This window comes from Streptomyces sp. P9-A4, assembly GCF_036634195.1.
Lineage (GTDB): Bacteria > Actinomycetota > Actinomycetes > Streptomycetales > Streptomycetaceae > Streptomyces.
On the sequence record NZ_JAZIFY010000001.1, the window covers coordinates 2,347,827 to 2,367,632 of the forward strand.

A 19,806-nucleotide genomic window follows, 5' to 3' on the forward strand; every position below is an offset into this window, starting at 1 on the left:
CATAGAGCCCCGTGGAGCGATGACCGGTGAGCAGGACGACCTTCTCGGAGCGTGGTGACGCACGAATGCCGGACCACGGCGGCGGACGGAACGACGACGGCCGGGACGAGGACTCCGGGGGCGTTCTGCGGCGGGCACTCCCCCTGGTGGCGCTCGTCGTCGCCGCCGGCGCCGGGGCGCTGCTCGCGGTCGGAGCCTTCCTCGGGCTCTACGTACGCCCCACGTCGGACGACTGGTGCGCCCTCTGGAAGGCCCGCGACATGGGCGTCCTCGGCATCACCGGGGACTTCTACCGCACCCAGAACGGTCGGGTCACCAACGCCTTCCTGACCGGTCTGCTCTACTCCGACGACATGCGGGGGCCGAAGCTGATGCCCGCCTTCCTGGTGGTCGCGCTCTGCACGGGGCTGTTCTTCCTCGGCCGCGCGGCGCTGCGCGCGCTGCGCCCCGCCGCGGAACCGCCCGGCGGCCACCCCGCCCCGCCCCTCGTGCCGCTCGTCGCCGCCGCCGCGCTCCTCCCAGCGCTGCTGTTCTTCGCGGGCACCCGTAGCTACCAGGTACTCCTCTGGGCACCGGCGACCATCTCCCACACCCTGCCGAGCGTGATCGGCATCTGGGCCGTGCTCGGTGCCGTCCGGGCCGCGCGCAGCGGCCTGCGGTGGGCGAGGACCGCCGCCGTCGCGTCGGTGCTCCTGGTGGGGATGGCCGTCGGCATGCTGAGCGAACCGTTCACCCTGGTGGCCGGGCTGCTCGCGGCCACCGTCGCCGTGCTCTGTCTGCCCCGGCTCGGCTGGGCCGCGGACCGGTACGTGAGCACCTGGTGCGCGGCGGCCTGCCTCGGCCTCGCCACCGGCCTCACCCTGCTCTACACCTCCCCCGGCGCCCGGTGGCGGCGCACCCAGCACCCGCAGGACCCGCTGTCGGCGGCGGAGATCGGAGATACGTTCCACGACTGGCTGCGCCTCTGGCAGACGATCGGCGGCCAGTGGGCGTACCTGGGGGCGGTCGCCGTCGGCGCGCTCCTCGGCCTGGCGCTGGCCGCCACCACCCCGAGGCGGGACACCGGCACCCGGCACGGCCGGCAGGACACCCGCCCCCGCCGCCCGTCCCCCGGGCTGCCGCCCCGCAGGCTGTTCCTGGTGGCGGTGCTCCTTCCGGTGCCCCTGATCGCCCTGGCCTCGCTCGCCGTCGTCCTCGGACTGCGCAGCGGCTACGGGGACGCCGGCTGGACGTACGGCCGCGCCTGGACGAGCTTTCTCCTGCCGCTGCTGCTCGCCCTCTGCGCGTACGGCGCCTGGGGCGGGCACTCCCTCGCCCGCCGCCTGCGGGCACCCGGGCGGCCCGCCGGACGCGCGGCGGCGCTCGTGGCGGCCGGTGCGGTCGCCGTCGGGAGCGTGGCCGCCCTGGTGCAGCCGGTGTACACGCTGACGAAGGTCACGGTGGTGCGCAGCGTGGCCTGGGACCGCCAGAACACCCGGATCAGGGCGGAGGTGGCGGCGGGCGCCCGGGACGTCGCGTACCGGCCGCTCCTCATCGGCGGCCTCAGCGAGCCGCTCTTCGCCTCCTCGTACGCGCGGGACTGGGTGGCGCAGTGCGCGGCCACGTACTACCGCGTGGACCGCATCCACCGGCCCTGAGCACACATGAAGGCGGGGCGCCCCGAATCCGGGACGCCCCGCCTTCACGAGAACCGCGAGACCGCGAGACCGCGAGAAACCTGGAAGAAGAACTGTCAGACGGTCGCGCCGACCGCCCTGTTCGCGCCCCAGCCCTCCCAGGCGGAGGTGATCATCGAGCGCACGTCGTGCTGCGCCTTCCAGCCGAGCGCCGTCTCGATGCGCTCCGCCGAGGCGACCACGCGGGCCGGGTCGCCCGGCCGGCGCGGGGTGACCAGGGGCTCGACGCTGTGCCCGGTGACCTCGTTGATCAGGTTCACCATCTCGCGCACCGACACACCCTCGCCGCGCCCGATGTTCAGGGTCAGCGTGGCCGTCTCGCCGGCCTCGCCCGCCGCCGCGAGCGCGCGGGCCGCCGCCAGGTGGGCGGAGGCGATGTCGGCGACGTGGATGTAGTCGCGGATGCAGGTGCCGTCCGGCGTCGGGTAGTCGTCGCCGAAGATACGGGGGGACTCGCCGGCGTCGAGCCGCTCGAAGACCATCGGCACCAGGTTGAAGACACCGGTGTCGGCGAGCTCCGGCGCCGCCGCGCCCGCCACGTTGAAGTACCGCAGGCAGGCGGTGGACAGACCGTGGGCCTGGCCGACGGCGCGCGCCATCCACTCGCCGACGAGCTTGGTCTCGCCGTACGGGCTGAGCGGCAGGCAGGCGGTGTCCTCGGTGACGAGGTCCACGTCGGGCATGCCGTACACGGAGGCGGAGGAGGAGAACAGGAAGCTCTTCACACCGGCCGAGGCCGCCGCGTCGAGGATCGTCTGCAGACCCGTCACGTTCTCGTGGTAGTAGTACAGCGGCTTCTCGACCGACTCGCCGACCTGCTTCTTGCCCGCGAGGTGGACGATGCCCGTGATCTCGTGCTCGCGCAGCACCCGGTCGAGGAACGCGCGGTCGAGGACCGTGCCCTCTTCGAGGACGACGCCCGCCGGGACGCGCGCCGGGTTGCCGGTGCTGAGGTCGTCGGCCACGACGACGCGCTCGCCGCCCTCGGTCATTGCTTTGACGACGTGGGAACCGATGTAACCGGCGCCGCCGGTGATGAGCCAGGTCATTCCGACAGTGTAGCCATGCCCTTCGGGCCCCGGCCGGGGCCGCCGGACGCGGAAGGCCCCGCCGGGAGAGGTCTCCCGGCGGGGCTTTTCCGTACCTGTGACGGGCAGGTCCTAGCGCTCGATCTCCTCGAACGCCGCCTCCCACTGGTCGAGCACGTGCGGCAGCGCCAGGTGCGCGACGTGCTCGCGCCCCGCCCTGCCGTACCGCAGACGCAGCTCGTCGTCGTCCATCAGTTCGCCCAGCGCGGCGGCGAGTCCCGGCACGTCGGCCGGCGGCACCAGGGTGCCGGTCACGCCGTCCGCGACGAGCTCGCGGACACCGCCGGAGACGTCGAAGCTCACACACGGCACACCGCAGGCGGCGGCCTCGGCCAGCGCCATCGGCCGGCCCTCGCGCTCACTGCTGATCGCGACGACCGACAGCTCGCGGTAGGCGGCGGCCATGTCCTGCGCCGTGCCCCGGAAGACGACCTGCTCGGCGACGCCGAGGTCCTCGGCGCGCATCCGGAGTTCCTCCTCCAGCGGGCCCTCGCCGAAGAGGTGCAGCTCCCAGCCGTCGCGGCCCTTGTGGGCCTGCGCGAAGGCCTCGATCATCCGGTCGTACCGCTTGATCGGGTCGAGCCGGCCGACCGCGCCGATCCTGCGGGTGTCGAGCGGGGCCAGCTCGTCCGGGTAGAACGGCAGCGGGTTCGGCATGACCCGCACGTTCGGCACGCGCTGGTTGACGAACTCGACCGCGTCGCCCTCGGAGAGCACCAGGGTCTGCTCCAGCTCCGGGTAGTGACGCCGGATCAGGCCCAGGTTGGCGCTGCGCTTCGCCTGCGCGAAGGACTCGTGGTACTGGCCGATGCCCTTGAGGTGGCGCCACTTCAGCGGCATGACCCAGTCCACCGCCCACGGCGAGCCGAAGACGATGTAGCCGTCCTCGACCTCCGCGAGCTTCCGCTCGAACTCCGCCCGCGCGTTGTCGCGGTCGGAGCGCGCACGCCGGGTGTCGGCGCGCCGGGCCAGGCTGAGCCGGTCGCCGACCGTGCGCACGGGCGGCTTGGGCTCGGCGGGGGCCGGGTAGAGCGTCGAGTGCCGGTACGCGCGCGTGGCGTTGTACGGGAAGGGCTCCGGGCTGGGCCGGATGCCGATCAGCTCGACGCGGTGGCCCCGCTCCCCCATGCCCTGGGCGAGGGTGTGCAGCACCCGCTGGGATCCACCCATCGAGTCGACGTCGATGCCGACGAAGAACACGGTGCGGACAGGGGAGGCCTCAGTCATGGGTGCCGCCTTCGAAAAAAGCATCGACCACCATCTTGCTGGCGTGGCCGGTCTCGTACGAGCAGAACATTTCCTGGAAGCGCGCGTACCGCTGCGCGTGCCGCTCCTGTGTGCCGTCGAGGTCCCGCACGGCGGCGGCGAGGTCCTCGGTGGTCGTCAGCATCGGACCCGGAGCGATCTCCTCCAGGTCGTAGTACGTGCCGCGGTCGCCGCCCTTGTACGCCTCGTAGTCGTCCGTGTAGAGCAGGATCGGACGGCCCGTGTTGGCGTAGTCGAACATCAGCGACGAGTAGTCCGTGAGGACCGCGTCCGAGGCCAGCATCACATCGTTGATGTCGGCGTAGGAGGAGCCGTCCCGCAGGAAGTGACCCAGCTCCGGGGTGATGGTGAACCGGTCGTACGGGTGGGTCCGCACGATGATGACCCAGTCATCGGAGAGGTGCGGGGCCAGCGCCTCCAGGTCCACCCGTACCGACTGTCCGGTGCGGCGGGCCGCGTCGCGGAAGGTCGGGGCGTAGAGCAGCACCTTCTTGCCGGCCGGGATGCGCAGGGCCTCGCGGACGGCGGCGGCCCTGGTCTGCTGCTCGGGCTCCGCCCAGCGCACCAGCACGTCGTTGCGCGGGTAGCCGGAGCGGATCAGGTCGGCCGAGACCTCGAAGGCCGGGACGAAGGTCCGCTCGAACTCGGCGCTCGGGCAGACCAGCGCGTCCCAGCGGCCCACGGCGGCGCGGAAGCGCCCCTTCTCGATGTCCGAGGCACCGCGCAGCGACGGCACGTCGAAGCCCATCGCCTTGAACGTCTGGCCGTGCCAGGTCTGCAGGTACCGGGTGCCCTTCGGCTTCGGGTACAGGTACGGCAGGTTGTGCGAGTCCACCCAGTACGTGGCGCGGGCCAGCGCGCGGCCGTACGCGAAGCTGCCGCGCTTGACGAGGGTGACGTCCTTCGGGAAGGACGAACGGTCGCCGGAGTACGCCCAGACCACGTCTATGGGGAGGTTGCGGCGCTTGAGCTCCTCGTAGATGTAGCGCGGGCTGTCGGCGTAACCGCGGCCCTCCATCGCCTCGAAGACGGCGAGGCTGCGCTTGCGCGGGAGCTTGGACACGGCGTCGTACGCGGTGGCCTTGCCCTCGTTGCCGACGAGGATCTTCCTGACCTTGCCGACCTTGCCCTTGGCCTTGCGGGCGTACGGGCCGAACGGTTCGAGCGACTTCAGGACACCCGAACGCTCCCAGGTGACCTCGAGACGGCCGGCGCCCTTCTGCTCCGCCCTGACGCGGAGGTGGTGGATGCCGAAGGTGTGGTACGTCACGGTGGCGCGGAAGTCCGGCTGGTCGTGCCGGGCCAGCAGTATGTCGGTGCGGCGCGAACCGTCCCGCTCCAGCGCGACCACCGGGTGGCGGCGGGTCGCCACGCCGACCTTGCCGACGGGCACCTTGCGCAGGTCCAGCTCGACCGAGGAGCTGTACTCCCCCTCGCCCTGCGGACGGAGCGTCAGCGGCACCGAGAGCGGCGTCTTGTGCGCGGCCAGCTTCACGGAGGCCACGGTGCCCTCGGTGATCAGACCGGCCGGGTCGTACGTGTGGATCTCGAGGCGCATGACCGGGCCGTGCATCGTCACGGAGGTCAGCTCGTGCCGGATGCGGCCGGTGGCCAGCACCTGGTCGCGCATGTGCCACTCGCCGATGTCCAGCTCGGCGCGGCTCGTGTCGTCGGCGGGCGCGACGGCGCCCCAGTACTCGGTGCCGTCCTGCTCGGTCACGGAGCGGGGGGCGATCTGCGGCCGGCCGAGCTGGCGCGCGGCGAGCTGGAGGTCTTCGAGGCGGCCGGTGCGCAGCAGGTGGATGCAGATGCGCTCCTCGCGGGAGAGCCGGGCGTAGGTCTCGTCGGAGATCTCGTCCAGGTACGGGTTCACCACCTCGGCGAACTCGGCGATCCACTCGAGGTCGCGGAACGGCAGGTCGCCCAGGTACAGGCGGAAGTCGTGGCGGAGGAACTTGTAGTCCTTCTCCGCGCGCAGCTCCCCGCGGCCCTGCTCCTCGAACCAGGCGTCGATGAGCCGGGCCACGCCGATGCGGTCCGCGACGTTCTGGATCTTGTGCCGGCTGGAGGAGATGGAGACGCTCTCCGGGGCGAGGCGCCAGGTGTAGACCGACCACGGGGCGACGGCGAAGGACTCCGCGAGCGTGAACGCCTGCGCGGAGAACAGCTGGTCCTCGTAGTGGATGCCCTCGGGGAAGGCCAGGGCGTGGTCCCGGATGAAGGCGGTCCGGTAGAGCTTGTTCGTCGACAGGTGGTCGAAGAAGTACTCGGGGCTCTCGGCGATGCCGTTGACGACCCGCTTCTCGGTGAAGAGGTGCGGGTACCAGAGGCCGGTGGTGTTCGTCTCCTCGAAGAGACGGGTCACCTCGCCGGTGACGAAGTCGACCCCGGTCTCCTCGGCGACGAGGAGCAGGCTCTTGCAGGCGTGGCGGGGCAGCTCGTCGTCACTGTCCAGGAACATGACGTACGGGGCGCGGGCGACCGCGATGCCGCGGTTGCGGGGGGCGCTGCAGCCACCGCTGTTCTGCTCCAGACGCACGTAGCGCACACGCGGGTCGGAGGCCTCAAGAGAACGCGCGACGCGCTCGGTGCCATCGGTCGAACAGTCGTCGGCGATGATCACTTCGAGGTTGTTCAGGGTCTGGTCGAGCACCGACCGGACCGCTCGCGGGAGCCGTTCCTCATCGTTGTAGACGATGATGACGACGCTCACATCAGGGACGTCGCTAGTCGGCATCCAAGTCCTCTCACAAGTGCGGGGCGGCAACGTCCGGTACGCGTCCCGGCCGGCTGCGGCGCTGCCAGCGCCACGGTCGATGGCGCACTACGGCCTTCAAAGGTGGGGGTGCCGCCGCATCTGCACGATGAGCGCCACCCGGCGACCGGAAAGACTACCCGGCAGGAGGAATTGTTCCATACCTGCTCTCCCGCACATTCAGTGATGTTCACCGCATGGCAAACAGCCTCTTGAAGCGGCCCGACATCACCTGACGGGCGCCCACCGCGCCTCCCGCGAACCGGAGCACGAGGCCCCGCCGCGCCGAGGCCACGACCTGGACGAGCAGCACCCGGCCGAGCCTCCCGAGGACCATTCCGCGCCGTCCCGCGAAGCCCTGCGGGGCCCTGACCTCGGCCGTCCCGGTCGAACCGTCCGCGTACCGCAGCTCGGCGTGGAGCGACCAGGCGGCGAGCCGGCCCGCGCGCAGCAGCTTCGACGTCGGCAGCGACACGGTGGCCGTCCAGCCCTCCTCCACGGGAAGCAGCGGCGCCTCGGCCGACACCTCGTCGGCGGAGACCCGCTCGGTGAACGACACGCCGACGGAGAGGGGGGCGAGCGCGGCGACACGCCCGTACAGATCGTGGACGGTCAGGGTCAGCCGGGTCGACGCGCCGACGGTCACCTCGCCGTCCACCGCCACCGGAAGCGCGTCGGGCCCGAGCTCCCCGAGACCGTCGAGGGGTACGTCGGCGGGCGCGGCGGCCAGCACCGGGGTGCCGTCCCCGGCGCGCGGGTAAGGGGGGACGAGCCGGGGCCGGGGCGCGGCCAACTCGACGAACCGGGTCAGCTCCCGGCCCTCCGGTACGGCGGCCAGGGCCGCGAAGGCGGCGTGCAGCCAGCGGGAGGGCGCCTCGGCGTCGGCGACCGCGGCGGCCTCGAAGCCGGCCAGGTGCGCGCGGGTGACCGTCCACCAGCCGGCCCGGTACTCGGCGGTGCGCTGCGGCAGTTCGCGCAGGTACATGGGGAGGTCGTAGTCGAGGAACTTCGTCTGCGCGGCGCGGGCGAGCGCGGGCCGGGCGGCCGTACGGAACACGTCGACGACGGCGGCGTGCGCGGCGAGCCGGTGCTCCCAGTTGGCGAGGGAGGCGCGGCGCAGCGAGATCGACAGGGTCGCGGCCTGGCGCCGTACGTGCCAGACGTAGACGGGCACGTCGGTGACGGCGAGCCGGGGGCGGGCGGCCTGGACGCGGGCGCTGAAGACGAAGTCCTCGTAGTGGAAGGCGCCGTCGGGGAAGCGGACGGCGTGCCGGGCGAGGAAGTCGCGGCGGTAGAGCTTGTTCACCGAGAGGGTGTCGAGGAGGAACTCGGGGTGGTCCTCGACGCCGTCGAGGACGGTGCCGGGGAGCGTGGCGCCCTGCGACACGTCGTACAGCGAGGGCGCCCAGACGGTCTCGCGGCCCTCGGGCAGCTCGCGGCGCACGCAGACGCCGGCGACGACGTCCGTGCGCTGCTCTTCGGCGACGGCGAGCAGCCCGTCGACGGCGCCGGGGAGGAGCAGGTCGTCGCTGTCCAGGAACAGGACGTAGGGGTGTACGGCGGCGGCGATGCCGTCGTTACGGGGGGTGCCGCAGCCGCCGCTGTTCTCGGTCCGCGGCAGCGGCCGTACGCGCGGCTCGCCGGCGAACCCGGCGAGCACCTCGGGGGTCGTGTCCCCGGAGGCGTCGTCGACGACGATCACCTCACCGACGGCGTCCCCCTGCGCGAGCGCGGAACGCACGGCGTCACCGACATGCGCCGCGTCGTTGTACGCGATGACGACGACACTGACACGCGCGGGGCCCAACGGCCGGGAACTCTCACTCACCCGGGAATCCTACGTGCCCCCACCAGCACCCAAAGGGGGCCGGGCCCAAGGCCCGGCCCCCGAGACCCGCTAGAACGGGTCGAACTCGTCGTACTCGCGCTGTGCGTCGTCGCGTTCCGCGTCGCGGTCGCGGCGGCGCTGGGCTGCCGGGCGGGGGGCCTCCAGGCGGTGGTCCTCGCCTCGGCGGCCGAGCATCTCGGCGCCGGCCATCATCGAGGGCTCCCAGTCGAAGACGACCGCGTTCTCCTCGGAGCCGATCGCGACGCCGTCGCCCGCGCGGGCGCCCGCCTTCATCAGGCGGTCCTCGACGCCGAGGCGGTTGAGACGGTCGGCCAGGTAGCCGACGGCCTCGTCGTTGCTGAAGTCGGTCTGGCGGACCCAGCGCTCCGGCTTCTCGCCGCGCACCCGGTACACGTCCTCGGCCTCGTCGTACGTGACCGTGAAGCCCGCGTCGTCGACGGCCTTCGGGCGGATGACGATCCGGGTCGCCTCCTCCTGCGGCTTGGCCGCGCGCGCCTCTCCGACGATGCCGGCGAGGGCGAAGGACAGCTCCTTGAGGCCCAGCCGCGCGACGGCGGAGACCTCGAACACCTGGTAGCCGCGCTCCTCCAGCTCCGGGCGGATCATGTCCGCGAGGTCCTGGCCGTCCGGGATGTCGACCTTGTTGAGGACGACGATGCGGGGCCGGTCCTCAAGACCGCCGTACTGCCGCAGCTCCTCCTCGATGATGTCGAGGTCGCTGACCGGGTCACGGTCCGATTCGAGGGTCGCGGTGTCCAGGACGTGGACCAGGACCGAGCAGCGCTCCACGTGGCGGAGGAACTCCAGGCCCAGGCCGCGGCCCTGGCTCGCGCCCGGGATGAGGCCCGGCACGTCGGCGATCGTGTAGACGGTCGAACCGGCGGTGACGACGCCCAGGTTCGGGACGAGCGTGGTGAAGGGGTAGTCCGCGATCTTCGGCTTGGCGGCCGAGAGGACCGAGATCAGCGAGGACTTGCCGGCGCTCGGGTAGCCGACGAGCGCCACGTCGGCGACGGTCTTGAGCTCCAGGACGACGTCCCCCGCCTCACCGGGCTCGCCGAGCAGCGCGAAGCCGGGGGCCTTGCGGCGCGCGGAGGACAGCGCCGCGTTGCCGAGGCCGCCGCGACCGCCCTGGCCCGCGACGAAGGTGGTTCCGTGACCGACGAGGTCGGCGAGGACGTTGCCCTCCTTGTCGAGGACGACGGTGCCGTCGGGCACGGGCAGGACCAGGTCCTGGCCGTCCTTGCCGGAGCGGTTGTCACCGGCACCGGGCTGACCGTTGGTCGCCTTGCGGTGCGGCGAGTGGTGGTAGTCGAGGAGGGTGGTGACCGCCTGGTCGACGACCAGGGTCACATCGCCGCCACGGCCGCCGTTGCCGCCGTCGGGTCCGCCGAGCGGCTTGAACTTCTCCCGGTGAACGGAGGCGCAGCCGTGGCCTCCGTTACCCGCGGCGACATGCAGCTCGACGCGGTCCACGAAGGTGGTCATGGTTGTGCCTCCATCTATTTACGTACTGAATGTCTATCTAGTAACACGCGAAAGGCGGACCCGCTTCCCGTACGGGAAGTGAGGTCCGCCTCCGCAAAAGAACCGATCAGGCGACCGGAACGATGTTCACGACCTTGCGGCCACGGTGGGTGCCGAACTGCACCGAACCGGCCTGCAGGGCGAACAGCGTGTCGTCGCCGCCACGGCCGACGCCGGAGCCGGGGTGGAAGTGCGTGCCACGCTGGCGGATCAGGATCTCACCCGCGTTGACGAGCTGACCGCCGAAGCGCTTCACGCCGAGCCGCTGGGCATTGGAGTCGCGCCCGTTCCGGGTGGAAGATGCGCCCTTCTTGTGTGCCATGTCTCAGTCCCTCTTACTTCGCAGCCGCGGGGATACCGGTGACCTTGATCGCCGTGTACTGCTGGCGGTGACCCTGGCGACGGCGGTAGCCGGTCTTGTTCTTGTAGCGCAGGATGTCGATCTTGGCACCCTTGTGGTGGTCCACGATCTCGGCCTGGACCTTGATCCCGGCCAGCACCCACGGGTCGCTGGTCACGGCGTCGCCGTCGACAACGAGCAGGGTCGAGAGCTCGACCGTGTCGCCAACCTTGGCCGTGGGAATCTTGTCAACTTCAACGATGTCGCCGACAGCAACCTTGTGCTGACGACCACCGCTGCGCACGATGGCGTACACGCGGATCTCTCTCTCACTCGGGATCGAAACCTCTGAAGCCAGCCGCTCACACGGACCCGAGGGCCCGCGGCGTTCCGGAATCGGACGAGCGGCCTCTCCCGGCGAACGGGAGGGAGGTGCTCAGAGGCGCGGCATGTCGATCGACACGCCGACGGTCTAGGTTACGGGCGGCGGCCTCGGAGGGTCAAATTCGCCCGTGCGGTACGGGCCGCCCCCGGTCGGGGGGCGGCCCGTACCCGCCGGTCAGTCCTGGGCCGGGGCGGCGGTCTTCTCCGCCGCCTTCTTGGCCGGGGCCTTCTTGGCGGTGGTCTTCTTCGCCGCGGTCTTCTTGGTCGCCGCCGTCTTCTTGGTGGCGGCCTTCTTGGCCGTGGCCTTCTTCGCCGCGGTCTTGCGCGCCGCCGTCTTCTTGACGGGGGCGGGCTCGGCCTCGGCCTCTGCCTCGGTCGCCGCTTCGGCCTCGGCCGGGGCCGCGGTCACCACGACGACGGCCGCCTCCTCGGCGCCCGAGGGCGAACCGGCGGGCGCGGTGGCCTTGCGGACCACCCGGCGGCGGGCACGCGGCGGGGCGGCCACGGGGGCCTCCTCGACGACGGGCTCGGCCACCGGCTCCGCGACGGGCTCCGGGGCGGTCTCGACGACCGGCTCGGCGACGGCCTCGGCGGCGGCCGGCTCCGTGGTCGAGACGACCGGGGAGGTCGCCCGGCGGGTGGCACGGCGACGGCCGCGCGGGGCCGGGGCCGCGGTCTCCTCGGCGACGGGCTCAGCCACCGGCTCGACGACGGGCTCGGGCGCCACGGCCTGCTCGACGACCGGCTCCGGCGCCACGACGGGCTCCGGCTTCGGCTCGAACTCCACGCTCTCGGTCTCCACGACCGGCCGCGGGGCGACCGGCGCGGACACCCGGCGGGTGGCGCGACGACGGCCACGACCGCGCGTGGCGGCGGCCTCCGCCTCGGCGATGGAGCCGTACAGCTCCTCGTCCGGGGCGATCGGCTCGGGCAGGGCCACCGGGGCGGCCAGCTCGGCGGCGACCTCGTCCTCGGTCTCGGCCTCGGCGGTCTCCGCCCCGGTCTCCACGGCCTCGGCGTGCTCGTGCTCGTGCTCGTGGACGTGCTCGGCGCCGCCGCGGCCACGCTTCTTCGCCCGCTTGCCGCCGCCCCCGCCACCGGCGGTGGTCGGCTGCTCCATGTGCACGATGACACCGCGGCCGTTGCAGTGGACGCAGGTCTCGGAGAAGGACTCCAGGAGGCCCTGGCCGACCCGCTTGCGGGTCATCTGCACCAGGCCGAGCGAGGTGACCTCGGCCACCTGGTGCTTGGTCCGGTCCCGGCCCAGGCACTCCAGGAGGCGACGGAGCACCAGGTCGCGGTTGGACTCCAGGACCATGTCGATGAAGTCGATGACGACGATGCCGCCGAGGTCGCGCAGCCGCAGCTGGCGCACGATCTCCTCGGCCGCTTCGAGGTTGTTCCTCGTCACGGTCTCTTCGAGGTTGCCGCCCTGGCCGGTGAACTTGCCGGTGTTGACGTCGACGACGATCATCGCCTCGGTCTTGTCGATCACCAGCGAGCCGCCGCTCGGCAGCCAGACCTTGCGGTCCAGCGCCTTCATGAGCTGCTCGTCGATCCGGTACGTCGCGAAGACGTCGACCTCGCTCGTCCACTTGGACAGGCGGTCGGTGAGGTCCGGGGCGACGTGGTGCACATAGCCGTGGATGGTCTCCCAGGCCTCGTCACCGCTGACGATGACCTTGGAGAAGTCCTCGTTGAAGATGTCGCGGACGACCCGGACGGTCATGTCCGGCTCGCCGTAGAGCAGCGTCGGGGCGTTGCCGCTCTTCGCCTTCTTCTGGATGTCCTCCCACTGCGCCTGCAGTCGCTCGACGTCGCGGCGCAGCTCGTCCTCGCTCGCGCCCTCGGCGGCGGTGCGCACGATGACGCCCGCGTCCTCGGGGACGATCTTCTTGAGGATGGTCTTGAGGCGGGCGCGCTCGGTGTCCGGGAGCTTGCGGCTGATGCCGGTCATCGAGCCCTCGGGCACGTACACGAGGTAGCGGCCGGGCAGCGAGACCTGGCTGGTCAGACGGGCGCCCTTGTGGCCGATCGGGTCCTTCGTCACCTGGACGAGGACCGACTGGCCGGACTTGAGGGCGGACTCGATGCGGCGCGGGCCGTGGCCCATGCCGAGCGCCTCGAAGTTGACCTCACCGGCGTACAGGACGGCGTTGCGGCCCTTGCCGATGTCGACGAAGGCGGCCTCCATGGACGGCAGCACGTTCTGGACCTTGCCCAGGTAGACGTTGCCGACGTACGAGGTGGCCTGCTCCTTGTTGACGTAGTGCTCGACGAGCACGTTGTCCTCGAGGACGCCGATCTGGGTGCGCTCGCCGTTCTGGCGGACGACCATGACGCGCTCGACGGCCTCGCGGCGGGCCAGGAACTCGGCCTCGGTGATGATCGGGACGCGGCGGCGGCCCTGCTCGCGGCCTTCGCGGCGGCGCTGCTTCTTGGCCTCCAGGCGGGTCGAGCCCTTGATGGACTGGACCTCGTCGGCGCCGGTGCCGGGCTCGGCCTTCTCACGGGCCGGGCGGGGCTCGCGGACCTTGACGACCGTACGGACGCCTTCCTCGTCGGCGGCCTCGGCCTCGGCGGAGGCGTCCCCGCTGCGACGGCGGCGGCGACGGCGACGGCGGGAGCTGCTGGAGCCGCCGGCGTAGCCCTCGGCCTCGTCCTGCTCCTCCTCGCCCTCCTCGGACTCGTCGGTGTCGTCCTCGGCGTGCGGCTCCTCGCCCTCCTCGGCCTCCTCGACCTCGGTGAGCTCGCCGCGACGGCGACGACGGCCGCCACGACGGCGACGGCGGGACGGGCGGTCCTCGTACTCGTCCGACTCCTCGGCCTCCTCGGCCTCCGCCTCGTCGGCGACGTCCTCGACCTCGGGCTCGTCGGCGACGGTGGCCGGGACGGGTTCGACGGCGACGGGCTCGCCACGGCGACGGCGGCGACGGCGGGAGCCGGCCCCGTCACGCTCGGCGGGCTCGGGGGCCTCGACGACCTCGGGCTCGACGGCCTCGATCTCCTCGACCGTCTCCTCCTCGTCCTCCGGCTCGACGGCGACGACGGCGGCGGCCGCGGCGGCGGTCTCCGGGGTCTGGAACATGGGCTCGGCGAAGACCGGGGCCTGGAAGACGGCGACGGCGGGGCGCGCGGCGCGGCGCGTCTCCCTGACCGGGGCCGGCTCGGAGGTGAACTGCGGGGAGGTCGCGCGACGACGGCCGCGGCCACGGGTGGCGGCGGTCTCGGCGGCGGTGACCTCGGCCTCGTCGGCGGCGATCTGCGCGACGGCGGCGGTGGGCAGCGACTCGCCGGTGGCGGCGGCCTCGGCGGCCGGCTCGGGCGAGGTGGCCTGGCGGGTGGCACGGCGGCGGGTACGCGGGGCGGGCGCGGCGGCCTCTTCCACGACCTCGGCCGCGACGGCCTCGACGACCGGCTCGGCGGCGGCGACCGCGGTCTCCGCGGCCTCCTCGGCGGCGGCCGGCGCGGTGGCCTTACGGGTGGCACGGCGGCGGGTACGGGCCGGCGGCGCGGCCTCCTCCACGACCTCGGCGGCGACGGCCTCGACGACCGGCTCGGCGGGCGCCTCGGCGGTGGCCGTGGAGGTCACCGGCGAGGTGGCCTTACGGGTGGCGCGACGGCGCGGGCGGGCGGGGGCGGCCTCGGGGGCCTCCTCGACGGCTTCGGACGCGACGGCCTCGGCGGCGACGGTCTCGACGACCGGCTCCGGCGCCGTCTCGGAGGCCTCGGTGGTCTCGACGACCGGTGCGGCGGTCTTGCGGGTGGCGCGGCGGCGGGTGCGCGGCGCGGCGGCCTCGGTCTCCGCCGGGGCGGCCTCGGCGGCCGGGGTCTCGGCGGTCGCCGTGGCCTCGGCGGAATCGGCGGTGGTGCCCGTCACCGGCGGACCGGCGGGGCGGGAAGCGGCGCGGCGCCTGCGGCGCGGCGGCAGCTTGTCACCGGGGGCGTTGGTGTCTTCGTTGGACTCGAGCATGCGGGGTTCTCCCGTCACGCTCCCGGGCGCCGCGCCTGGTTCCGGTCCGGCGGCACGGTCGCGCCTGAGGCGCGGTGCCGCCGTCCGGGGCGCGGGCGCCGCACGGGAGCTCTATGTCTGGCTCGCCGGTTCCGTACGCCCTGTGCGGACGGCCTGGCGAAAGTCTCCTGGTCAGTGCGCGGCCCGACCCAGGTGGCTCCCGAGTACGAGGGCTGCGCTACGACGACTGCTCCTTACGCGGTGCCGGCACCCGGCGCCGTCGCAGAGGCGGTCCCGGCGGCAGTGGTAGATGCGGCCGTGGCTGCCTCGCGGTCGGGCGCGAGCGGGTCGGTCACCGTGCCGGACTCCTCGTCGAAGAGCCCCTGCGCCAGCCTGGTCACCGCAGCGGGGACCGGCGGCGCCAGGTCGGCCACGGCTCGGAGACCGGACAGGACGTCGTCGGGTCGCACGGCAGGTGTCACGTGCCGAACAACCAGCCGCAGTATCGCACAGGCGCTGTCCAGCGGCCTATCACCCTGGGGATCGCCCTGGGTACCTGCCGCCGTCAGCTCGGTGACCGCGGAACGCGCGTCGAAGGTGCGGACGCCGTTCTTGGTCTTGCGCTGTACTTCCACGGTCTCGGCCGCGAGAAACGCCTCGACGGCCTTCTCGGCCTCGTCGACGGTGACGCCTTCGAGCCGCAGCTCCCACACGGAGGCGGTGAGCCGGTCGGCGAGACCCGAGGTCCGGGCCTCGACGGCGTCGGTGATGTCGAGGCCGGCCGGGAGGGACTCGTCGAGCAGGGCCCGGAGGGTCTCCGGGTCGCGCGTCGCGGTGAGCGCGATCTCCAGGTACTCGGCCTCGGAGCCCGTACCCGTCGGGGCGGCGTTGGCGTACGACACCTTGGGGTGCGGGGTGAAGCCGGCCGAGTACGCCATGGGCACCTCGGCACGGCGCAGCGCACGCTCGAAAGCGCGCTGGAAGTCACGGTGGCTGGTGAACCGGAGGCGGCCGCGCTTGGTGTAGCGCAGTCGGATGCGCTGCACCGCCGGTGCGGGCGGCGGGCCTTCGGGCTGTCGCTTGCCCAGTGGTTCTTCTCCTCGGTGCGGGGCGACGCGGGTGCGCGCCGTCCACGAGATGTACGGGTCGCCCTGGGGGTCCCGCCCGGTTCACCCCCGCTCGCGCGGGGAGATCTCGGGGGCGGGCGCCTCTCCGGGGACGTTCGTTGTACTACCCAGAGTACGCGCCCGAGCCGCCTCGGGTTCCCCGGGCTCGGTCGACCGGGCTCCGCCGACCAGGGGACGCCGGGCGTCCCGGCGCGCCTCGCGCACCGCGGCGCGGGCCGAGGCGAGCGCGTCCCGGACCGCCCGCCCCGATACGACGGCGGCCTTGCGGGCGGGAAATGACGCGACGGCCCGGCGCGAGGTTTCCTCTCGCGCCGGGCCGTCGCCGGAGTGTTACCCGAACGGACCTACTTCACGACCGTCAGCGGCAGCAGCTTCTTGCCGGTCGGGCCGATCTGGATGTGGGTGTCCATCTGCGGGCAGACGCCGCAGTCGAAGCAAGGCGTCCAGCGGCAGTCCTCGACCTCGGTCTCGTCGAGGGAGTCCTGCCAGTCCTCCCAGAGCCAGTCCTTGTCGAGACCGGAGTCCAGGTGGTCCCAGGGCAGGACCTCCTCGTAGGTGCGCTCGCGGGTCGTGTACCAGGCGACGTCGACGCCGAAGTCGGGCAGCGTCTTCTCCGCGCAGGCCATCCAGCGGTCGTACGAGAAGTGCTCGCGCCAGCCGTCGAAGCGACCGCCGTCCTCGTAGACCGCGCGGATGACGGCGCCGATGCGGCGGTCGCCGCGCGAGAGCAGGCCCTCGACGATGCCGGGCTTGCCGTCGTGGTAGCGGAAGCCGATCGAGCGGCCGTACTTCTTGTCGCCGCGGATCTTGTCGCGGAGCTTGCGCAGCCGCTCGTCCGTCTCCTCGGCCGACAGCTGCGGGGCCCACTGGAACGGTGTGTGCGGCTTGGGCACGAAGCCGCCGATGGAGACGGTGCAGCGGATGTCGTTCTGGCCGGAGACCTTGCGGCCCTCGGCGATCACGTTCATCGCCATGTCGGCGATCTGGAGGACGTCCTCGTCGGTCTCCGTCGGCAGGCCGCACATGAAGTACAGCTTCACCTGGCGCCAGCCGTTGCCGTACGCGGTGGAGACGGTCCGGATGAGGTCCTCCTCCGAGACCATCTTGTTGATGACCTTGCGCATGCGCTCGGAGCCGCCCTCGGGGGCGAAGGTCAGGCCGGAGCGGCGCCCGTTCCTGGTCAGTTCGTTGGCCAGGTCGACGTTGAACGCGTCGACACGGGTGGACGGGAGGGACAGGCCCACCTTGTCCTCCGTGTACCGGTCCGCGAGGCCCTTCGCGATCTCACCGATCTCGGAGTGGTCCGCCGAGGAGAGCGAGAGGAGGCCGACCTCCTCGAAGCCCGTCGCCTTGAGGCCCTTCTCGACCATCTCGCCGATGCCGGTGATGCTTCGCTCCCGCACGGGGCGCGTGATCATGCCGGCCTGGCAGAAACGGCAGCCGCGGGTGCAGCCGCGGAAGATCTCGACGGACATGCGCTCGTGGACGGTCTCCGCGAGCGGCACGAGGGGCTGCTTGGGGTAGGGCCACTCGTCGAGGTCCATGACGGTGTGCTTGGAGACGCGCCACGGGACACCGGACCTGTTGGGCACGACACGGCCGATACGGCCGTCCGGCAGGTACTCGACGTCGTAGAAGCGCGGGATGTACACCGAGCCGGTCTTCGCGAGGCGGAAGAGGACCTCCTCGCGGCCGCCCGGCCTGCCCTCGGCCTTCCAGGCGCGGATGATCTCGGTCATGTCGAGGACGGCCTGCTCGCCGTCGCCGATGATCGCCGCGTCGATGAAGTCCGCGATCGGCTCGGGGTTGAAGGCGGCGTGGCCGCCGGCGAGCACGATCGGGTGGTCGACGGTGCGGTCCGCCGCGTCGAGCGGGATGCCCGCCAGGTCCAGGGCCGTGAGCATGTTCGTGTAGCCGAGCTCCGTGGAGAAGCTCAGGCCGAAGACGTCGAACGCACTCACCGGGCGGTGCGAATCCACAGTGAACTGCGGGACCTTGTGCTCCCGCATCAGCTCTTCGAGGTCCGGCCAGACGCTGTAGGTGCGCTCGGCGAGGACGCCCTCGCGCTCGTTGAGCACCTCGTACAGGATCATGACGCCCTGGTTGGGCAGACCGACCTCGTACGCGTCCGGGTACATCAGCGCCCAGCGGACGTCGGCGGACTCCCAGGGCTTGACCGTGGAGTTCAGCTCTCCACCGACGTACTGAATCGGCTTCTGCACGTGCGGGAGCAGAGCTTCGAGCTGCGGGAAGACAGACTCGGCAGCAGACATCTCGAACCTTCGTGAGCTGGCAGGGGGGCGACTCTCAAGCGTACCCCGGTGCTCAGCGGCTCAGAGCCGCCTTGAGTCTTGGGGCCGAGGCGCGGGCCCAGACCTCGGGCAGCTCCCGCTCGGCGGCCTCGGCGGCGGCTTCCTCCCTGCCGTACAGGAGTCCCCAGGTGAAGGCCGTCTCGCCGGCGCCGTCGGCCTGGACGCCCAGTTCGCGCAGGGCCGCGCGGGCGACGACGGCGTCCTGGTGCTCGCCCAGCAGGGACTGCACGGCCTTCACCCGTTTCGCGAGCCGCTTCGCGGGCTTGCCGAGGGTGGGGCGGGCCGCCTCGGCCGCGTAACGGGCGCGTTTGGCGGCCTTGCGGGCCTCGTGGAGGGCGAGGTCGCGCTCGTGGCCGGGGTCGAGCGCGAGGGCGTGCCCGATCCGGCCGGCGAGCCGGTCGTGGTCATGGCGGACGGCGCGGGCGAGGACCTTCCGGGCGTCGCGGCCCGCCGCCTTGCGCAGCGGCGGCTCGGCGAGGAGCGCGTCGAGGGCTTCGAGGAGGGCGAGGTGGCGGGCGGAGTCGAGAGCGGTGAGGACCTGCTGCCGGGCGTCCGCGCCGAGGGCGACGGCCCGGAAGCGCAGCCGGGCCATGACCGGGCCGAGGACGAGGGTGCGGGGCAGCGTCTTCACGCGGGCGCGCAGCCGTTCGTCGAGGACTTCCTGGTCGCGGGCGACGCCGAGTTCCGCGGCGAGCCACTTCAGTTCCTCGCCGAGGGGGTCGGTGCGTTCGCGGTCGAGGACGTGCCGGTACGTCTTGAAGGCGCTGCGCAGCCGCCGGCAGGCGACGCGCAGCTGGTGCACGGCGTCGGGCAGGTCGCGCCGGACGGCGGGGTCGTACGCAACGATCGCCTCGACCTGTTCGCGTACGTAGGTGAGGACGGCGGCCCCGGCGGTGCCGGGTTTTCCCGGGGTGGCCGTCGTCCGGGGCCCGGCGCCCGTCTCCGCCAGCGCCCTCGCCACTTTCGACGCCGACGCGGCGGGTGCGATGCCCGCCTTCCGGAGGCGTTTCTCCACGGCGTCCAGGAACGCCGGGTCGGTGTCGTCGGCGAGTTCGACCTCGATCTCGGTCCAGGCGGTCACCGCGCCGCCCGGCAGCCGTTCGGCGTGGACGGTGTCGACGGAGAGTTCGGCGAGGAGCGCGCCGTCCGCGTCGACGAGGTGGCGGACGTCGCGCGCGGAGCGGAGGCGGACGACGGGGACGACCTCGCTCTCGCGGACGCGGGAACGCAGGAGCCCCGCCAGCTCACCCGGCAGGGTGTCGGCCAGCGGGGCCCTGATCTCGTCGCGGATTCCGGAGGCCACCGGGAACTTCAGGTGCCAGCCCGCGTCGTCCCCGCCGGTGCGGCGGCGGAGGGTGAGCGCGTCGGCGGCGAGGCGCAGGTCGGGGGTGTCGTAGTAGACGGCGTCGAGTTCCATGACGCCCCGGTCCAGGACCTCGGAGACCCCCCGGACCCGGGTGAGGTCCGGTACGGGTGTCTCTCCGGTGGCTTCGTACTTCCGCTCGATCTCGCGCTTCGTCTCGGCCATAC

12 protein-coding genes are annotated in these 19,806 nt (G+C 72.5%); 1 reads left to right on the forward strand and 11 read right to left on the reverse strand.

Annotated elements, in window-relative coordinates:
* Positions 1-26: 26 nt before the first annotated feature.
* Positions 27-1,637: a hypothetical protein gene (locus tag V4Y03_RS10600; protein ID WP_332434752.1), complete on the forward strand. Its 1,611-nt coding sequence runs from the start codon at positions 27-29 to the stop codon at positions 1,635-1,637.
* 95 nt (positions 1,638-1,732) lie between these two features.
* Here the strand turns inward: V4Y03_RS10600 and galE are convergent, their stop codons facing one another.
* The 11 genes from galE to V4Y03_RS10655 all read right to left on the reverse strand — a co-directional run bounded on the left by galE (position 1,733) and on the right by V4Y03_RS10655 (position 19,804).
* On the reverse strand, positions 1,733-2,725 hold the full coding sequence (gene galE, locus V4Y03_RS10605; protein WP_317877878.1) for a UDP-glucose 4-epimerase GalE: 993 nt from the start codon (positions 2,723-2,725) through the stop codon (positions 1,733-1,735).
* 111 nt (positions 2,726-2,836) lie between these two features.
* Positions 2,837-3,991, reverse strand: coding sequence for a glycosyltransferase (locus V4Y03_RS10610; RefSeq protein ID WP_317877879.1), 1,155 nt, complete (start codon positions 3,989-3,991; stop codon positions 2,837-2,839).
* Entirely contained in the window at positions 3,984-6,767 is a 2,784-nt protein-coding gene (locus V4Y03_RS10615) for a bifunctional glycosyltransferase/CDP-glycerol:glycerophosphate glycerophosphotransferase (RefSeq protein ID WP_332434753.1), read from the reverse strand. Before V4Y03_RS10615 ends, V4Y03_RS10610 begins: the two co-directional genes overlap by 8 nt.
* A gap of 208 nt (positions 6,768-6,975) precedes the next feature.
* A complete protein-coding gene (locus V4Y03_RS10620) occupies positions 6,976-8,613 on the reverse strand; it encodes a glycosyltransferase family 2 protein (protein ID WP_332434754.1) in 1,638 nt (545 codons plus the stop codon).
* Between the two features lie 69 nt (positions 8,614-8,682).
* Positions 8,683-10,122 carry a GTPase ObgE gene (gene obgE / locus V4Y03_RS10625; RefSeq protein WP_332434755.1) on the reverse strand — a complete coding sequence of 480 codons (1,440 nt, stop codon included), beginning with the start codon at positions 10,120-10,122 and terminating at the stop codon, positions 8,683-8,685.
* 106 nt (positions 10,123-10,228) lie between these two features.
* Positions 10,229-10,483, reverse strand: a complete 255-nt coding sequence (gene rpmA, locus V4Y03_RS10630; RefSeq protein ID WP_056558961.1) for a 50S ribosomal protein L27 — start codon at positions 10,481-10,483, stop codon at positions 10,229-10,231.
* Positions 10,484-10,496: 13 nt separating this feature from the next.
* On the reverse strand, positions 10,497-10,817 hold the full coding sequence (gene rplU, locus V4Y03_RS10635) for a 50S ribosomal protein L21 (RefSeq protein ID WP_056558958.1): 321 nt from the start codon (positions 10,815-10,817) through the stop codon (positions 10,497-10,499).
* A gap of 243 nt (positions 10,818-11,060) precedes the next feature.
* Positions 11,061-14,858 (reverse strand): Rne/Rng family ribonuclease, encoded by a 3,798-nt coding sequence (locus tag V4Y03_RS10640; protein ID WP_332434757.1) that lies wholly within the window; start codon positions 14,856-14,858, stop codon positions 11,061-11,063.
* 233 nt (positions 14,859-15,091) lie between these two features.
* The gene (locus V4Y03_RS10645; RefSeq protein WP_317878341.1) at positions 15,092-15,883 is read right to left on the reverse strand and encodes a TIGR03936 family radical SAM-associated protein; all 792 of its coding nucleotides are present in this window, start codon (positions 15,881-15,883) and stop codon (positions 15,092-15,094) included.
* A gap of 425 nt (positions 15,884-16,308) precedes the next feature.
* Positions 16,309-18,237, reverse strand: a complete 1,929-nt coding sequence (locus V4Y03_RS10650; protein ID WP_332434758.1) for a TIGR03960 family B12-binding radical SAM protein — start codon at positions 18,235-18,237, stop codon at positions 16,309-16,311.
* 52 nt (positions 18,238-18,289) lie between these two features.
* Positions 18,290-19,804: a CYTH and CHAD domain-containing protein gene (locus tag V4Y03_RS10655; protein WP_332434759.1), complete on the reverse strand. Its 1,515-nt coding sequence runs from the start codon at positions 19,802-19,804 to the stop codon at positions 18,290-18,292.
* Between the last annotated feature and the right edge of the window lie 2 nt (positions 19,805-19,806).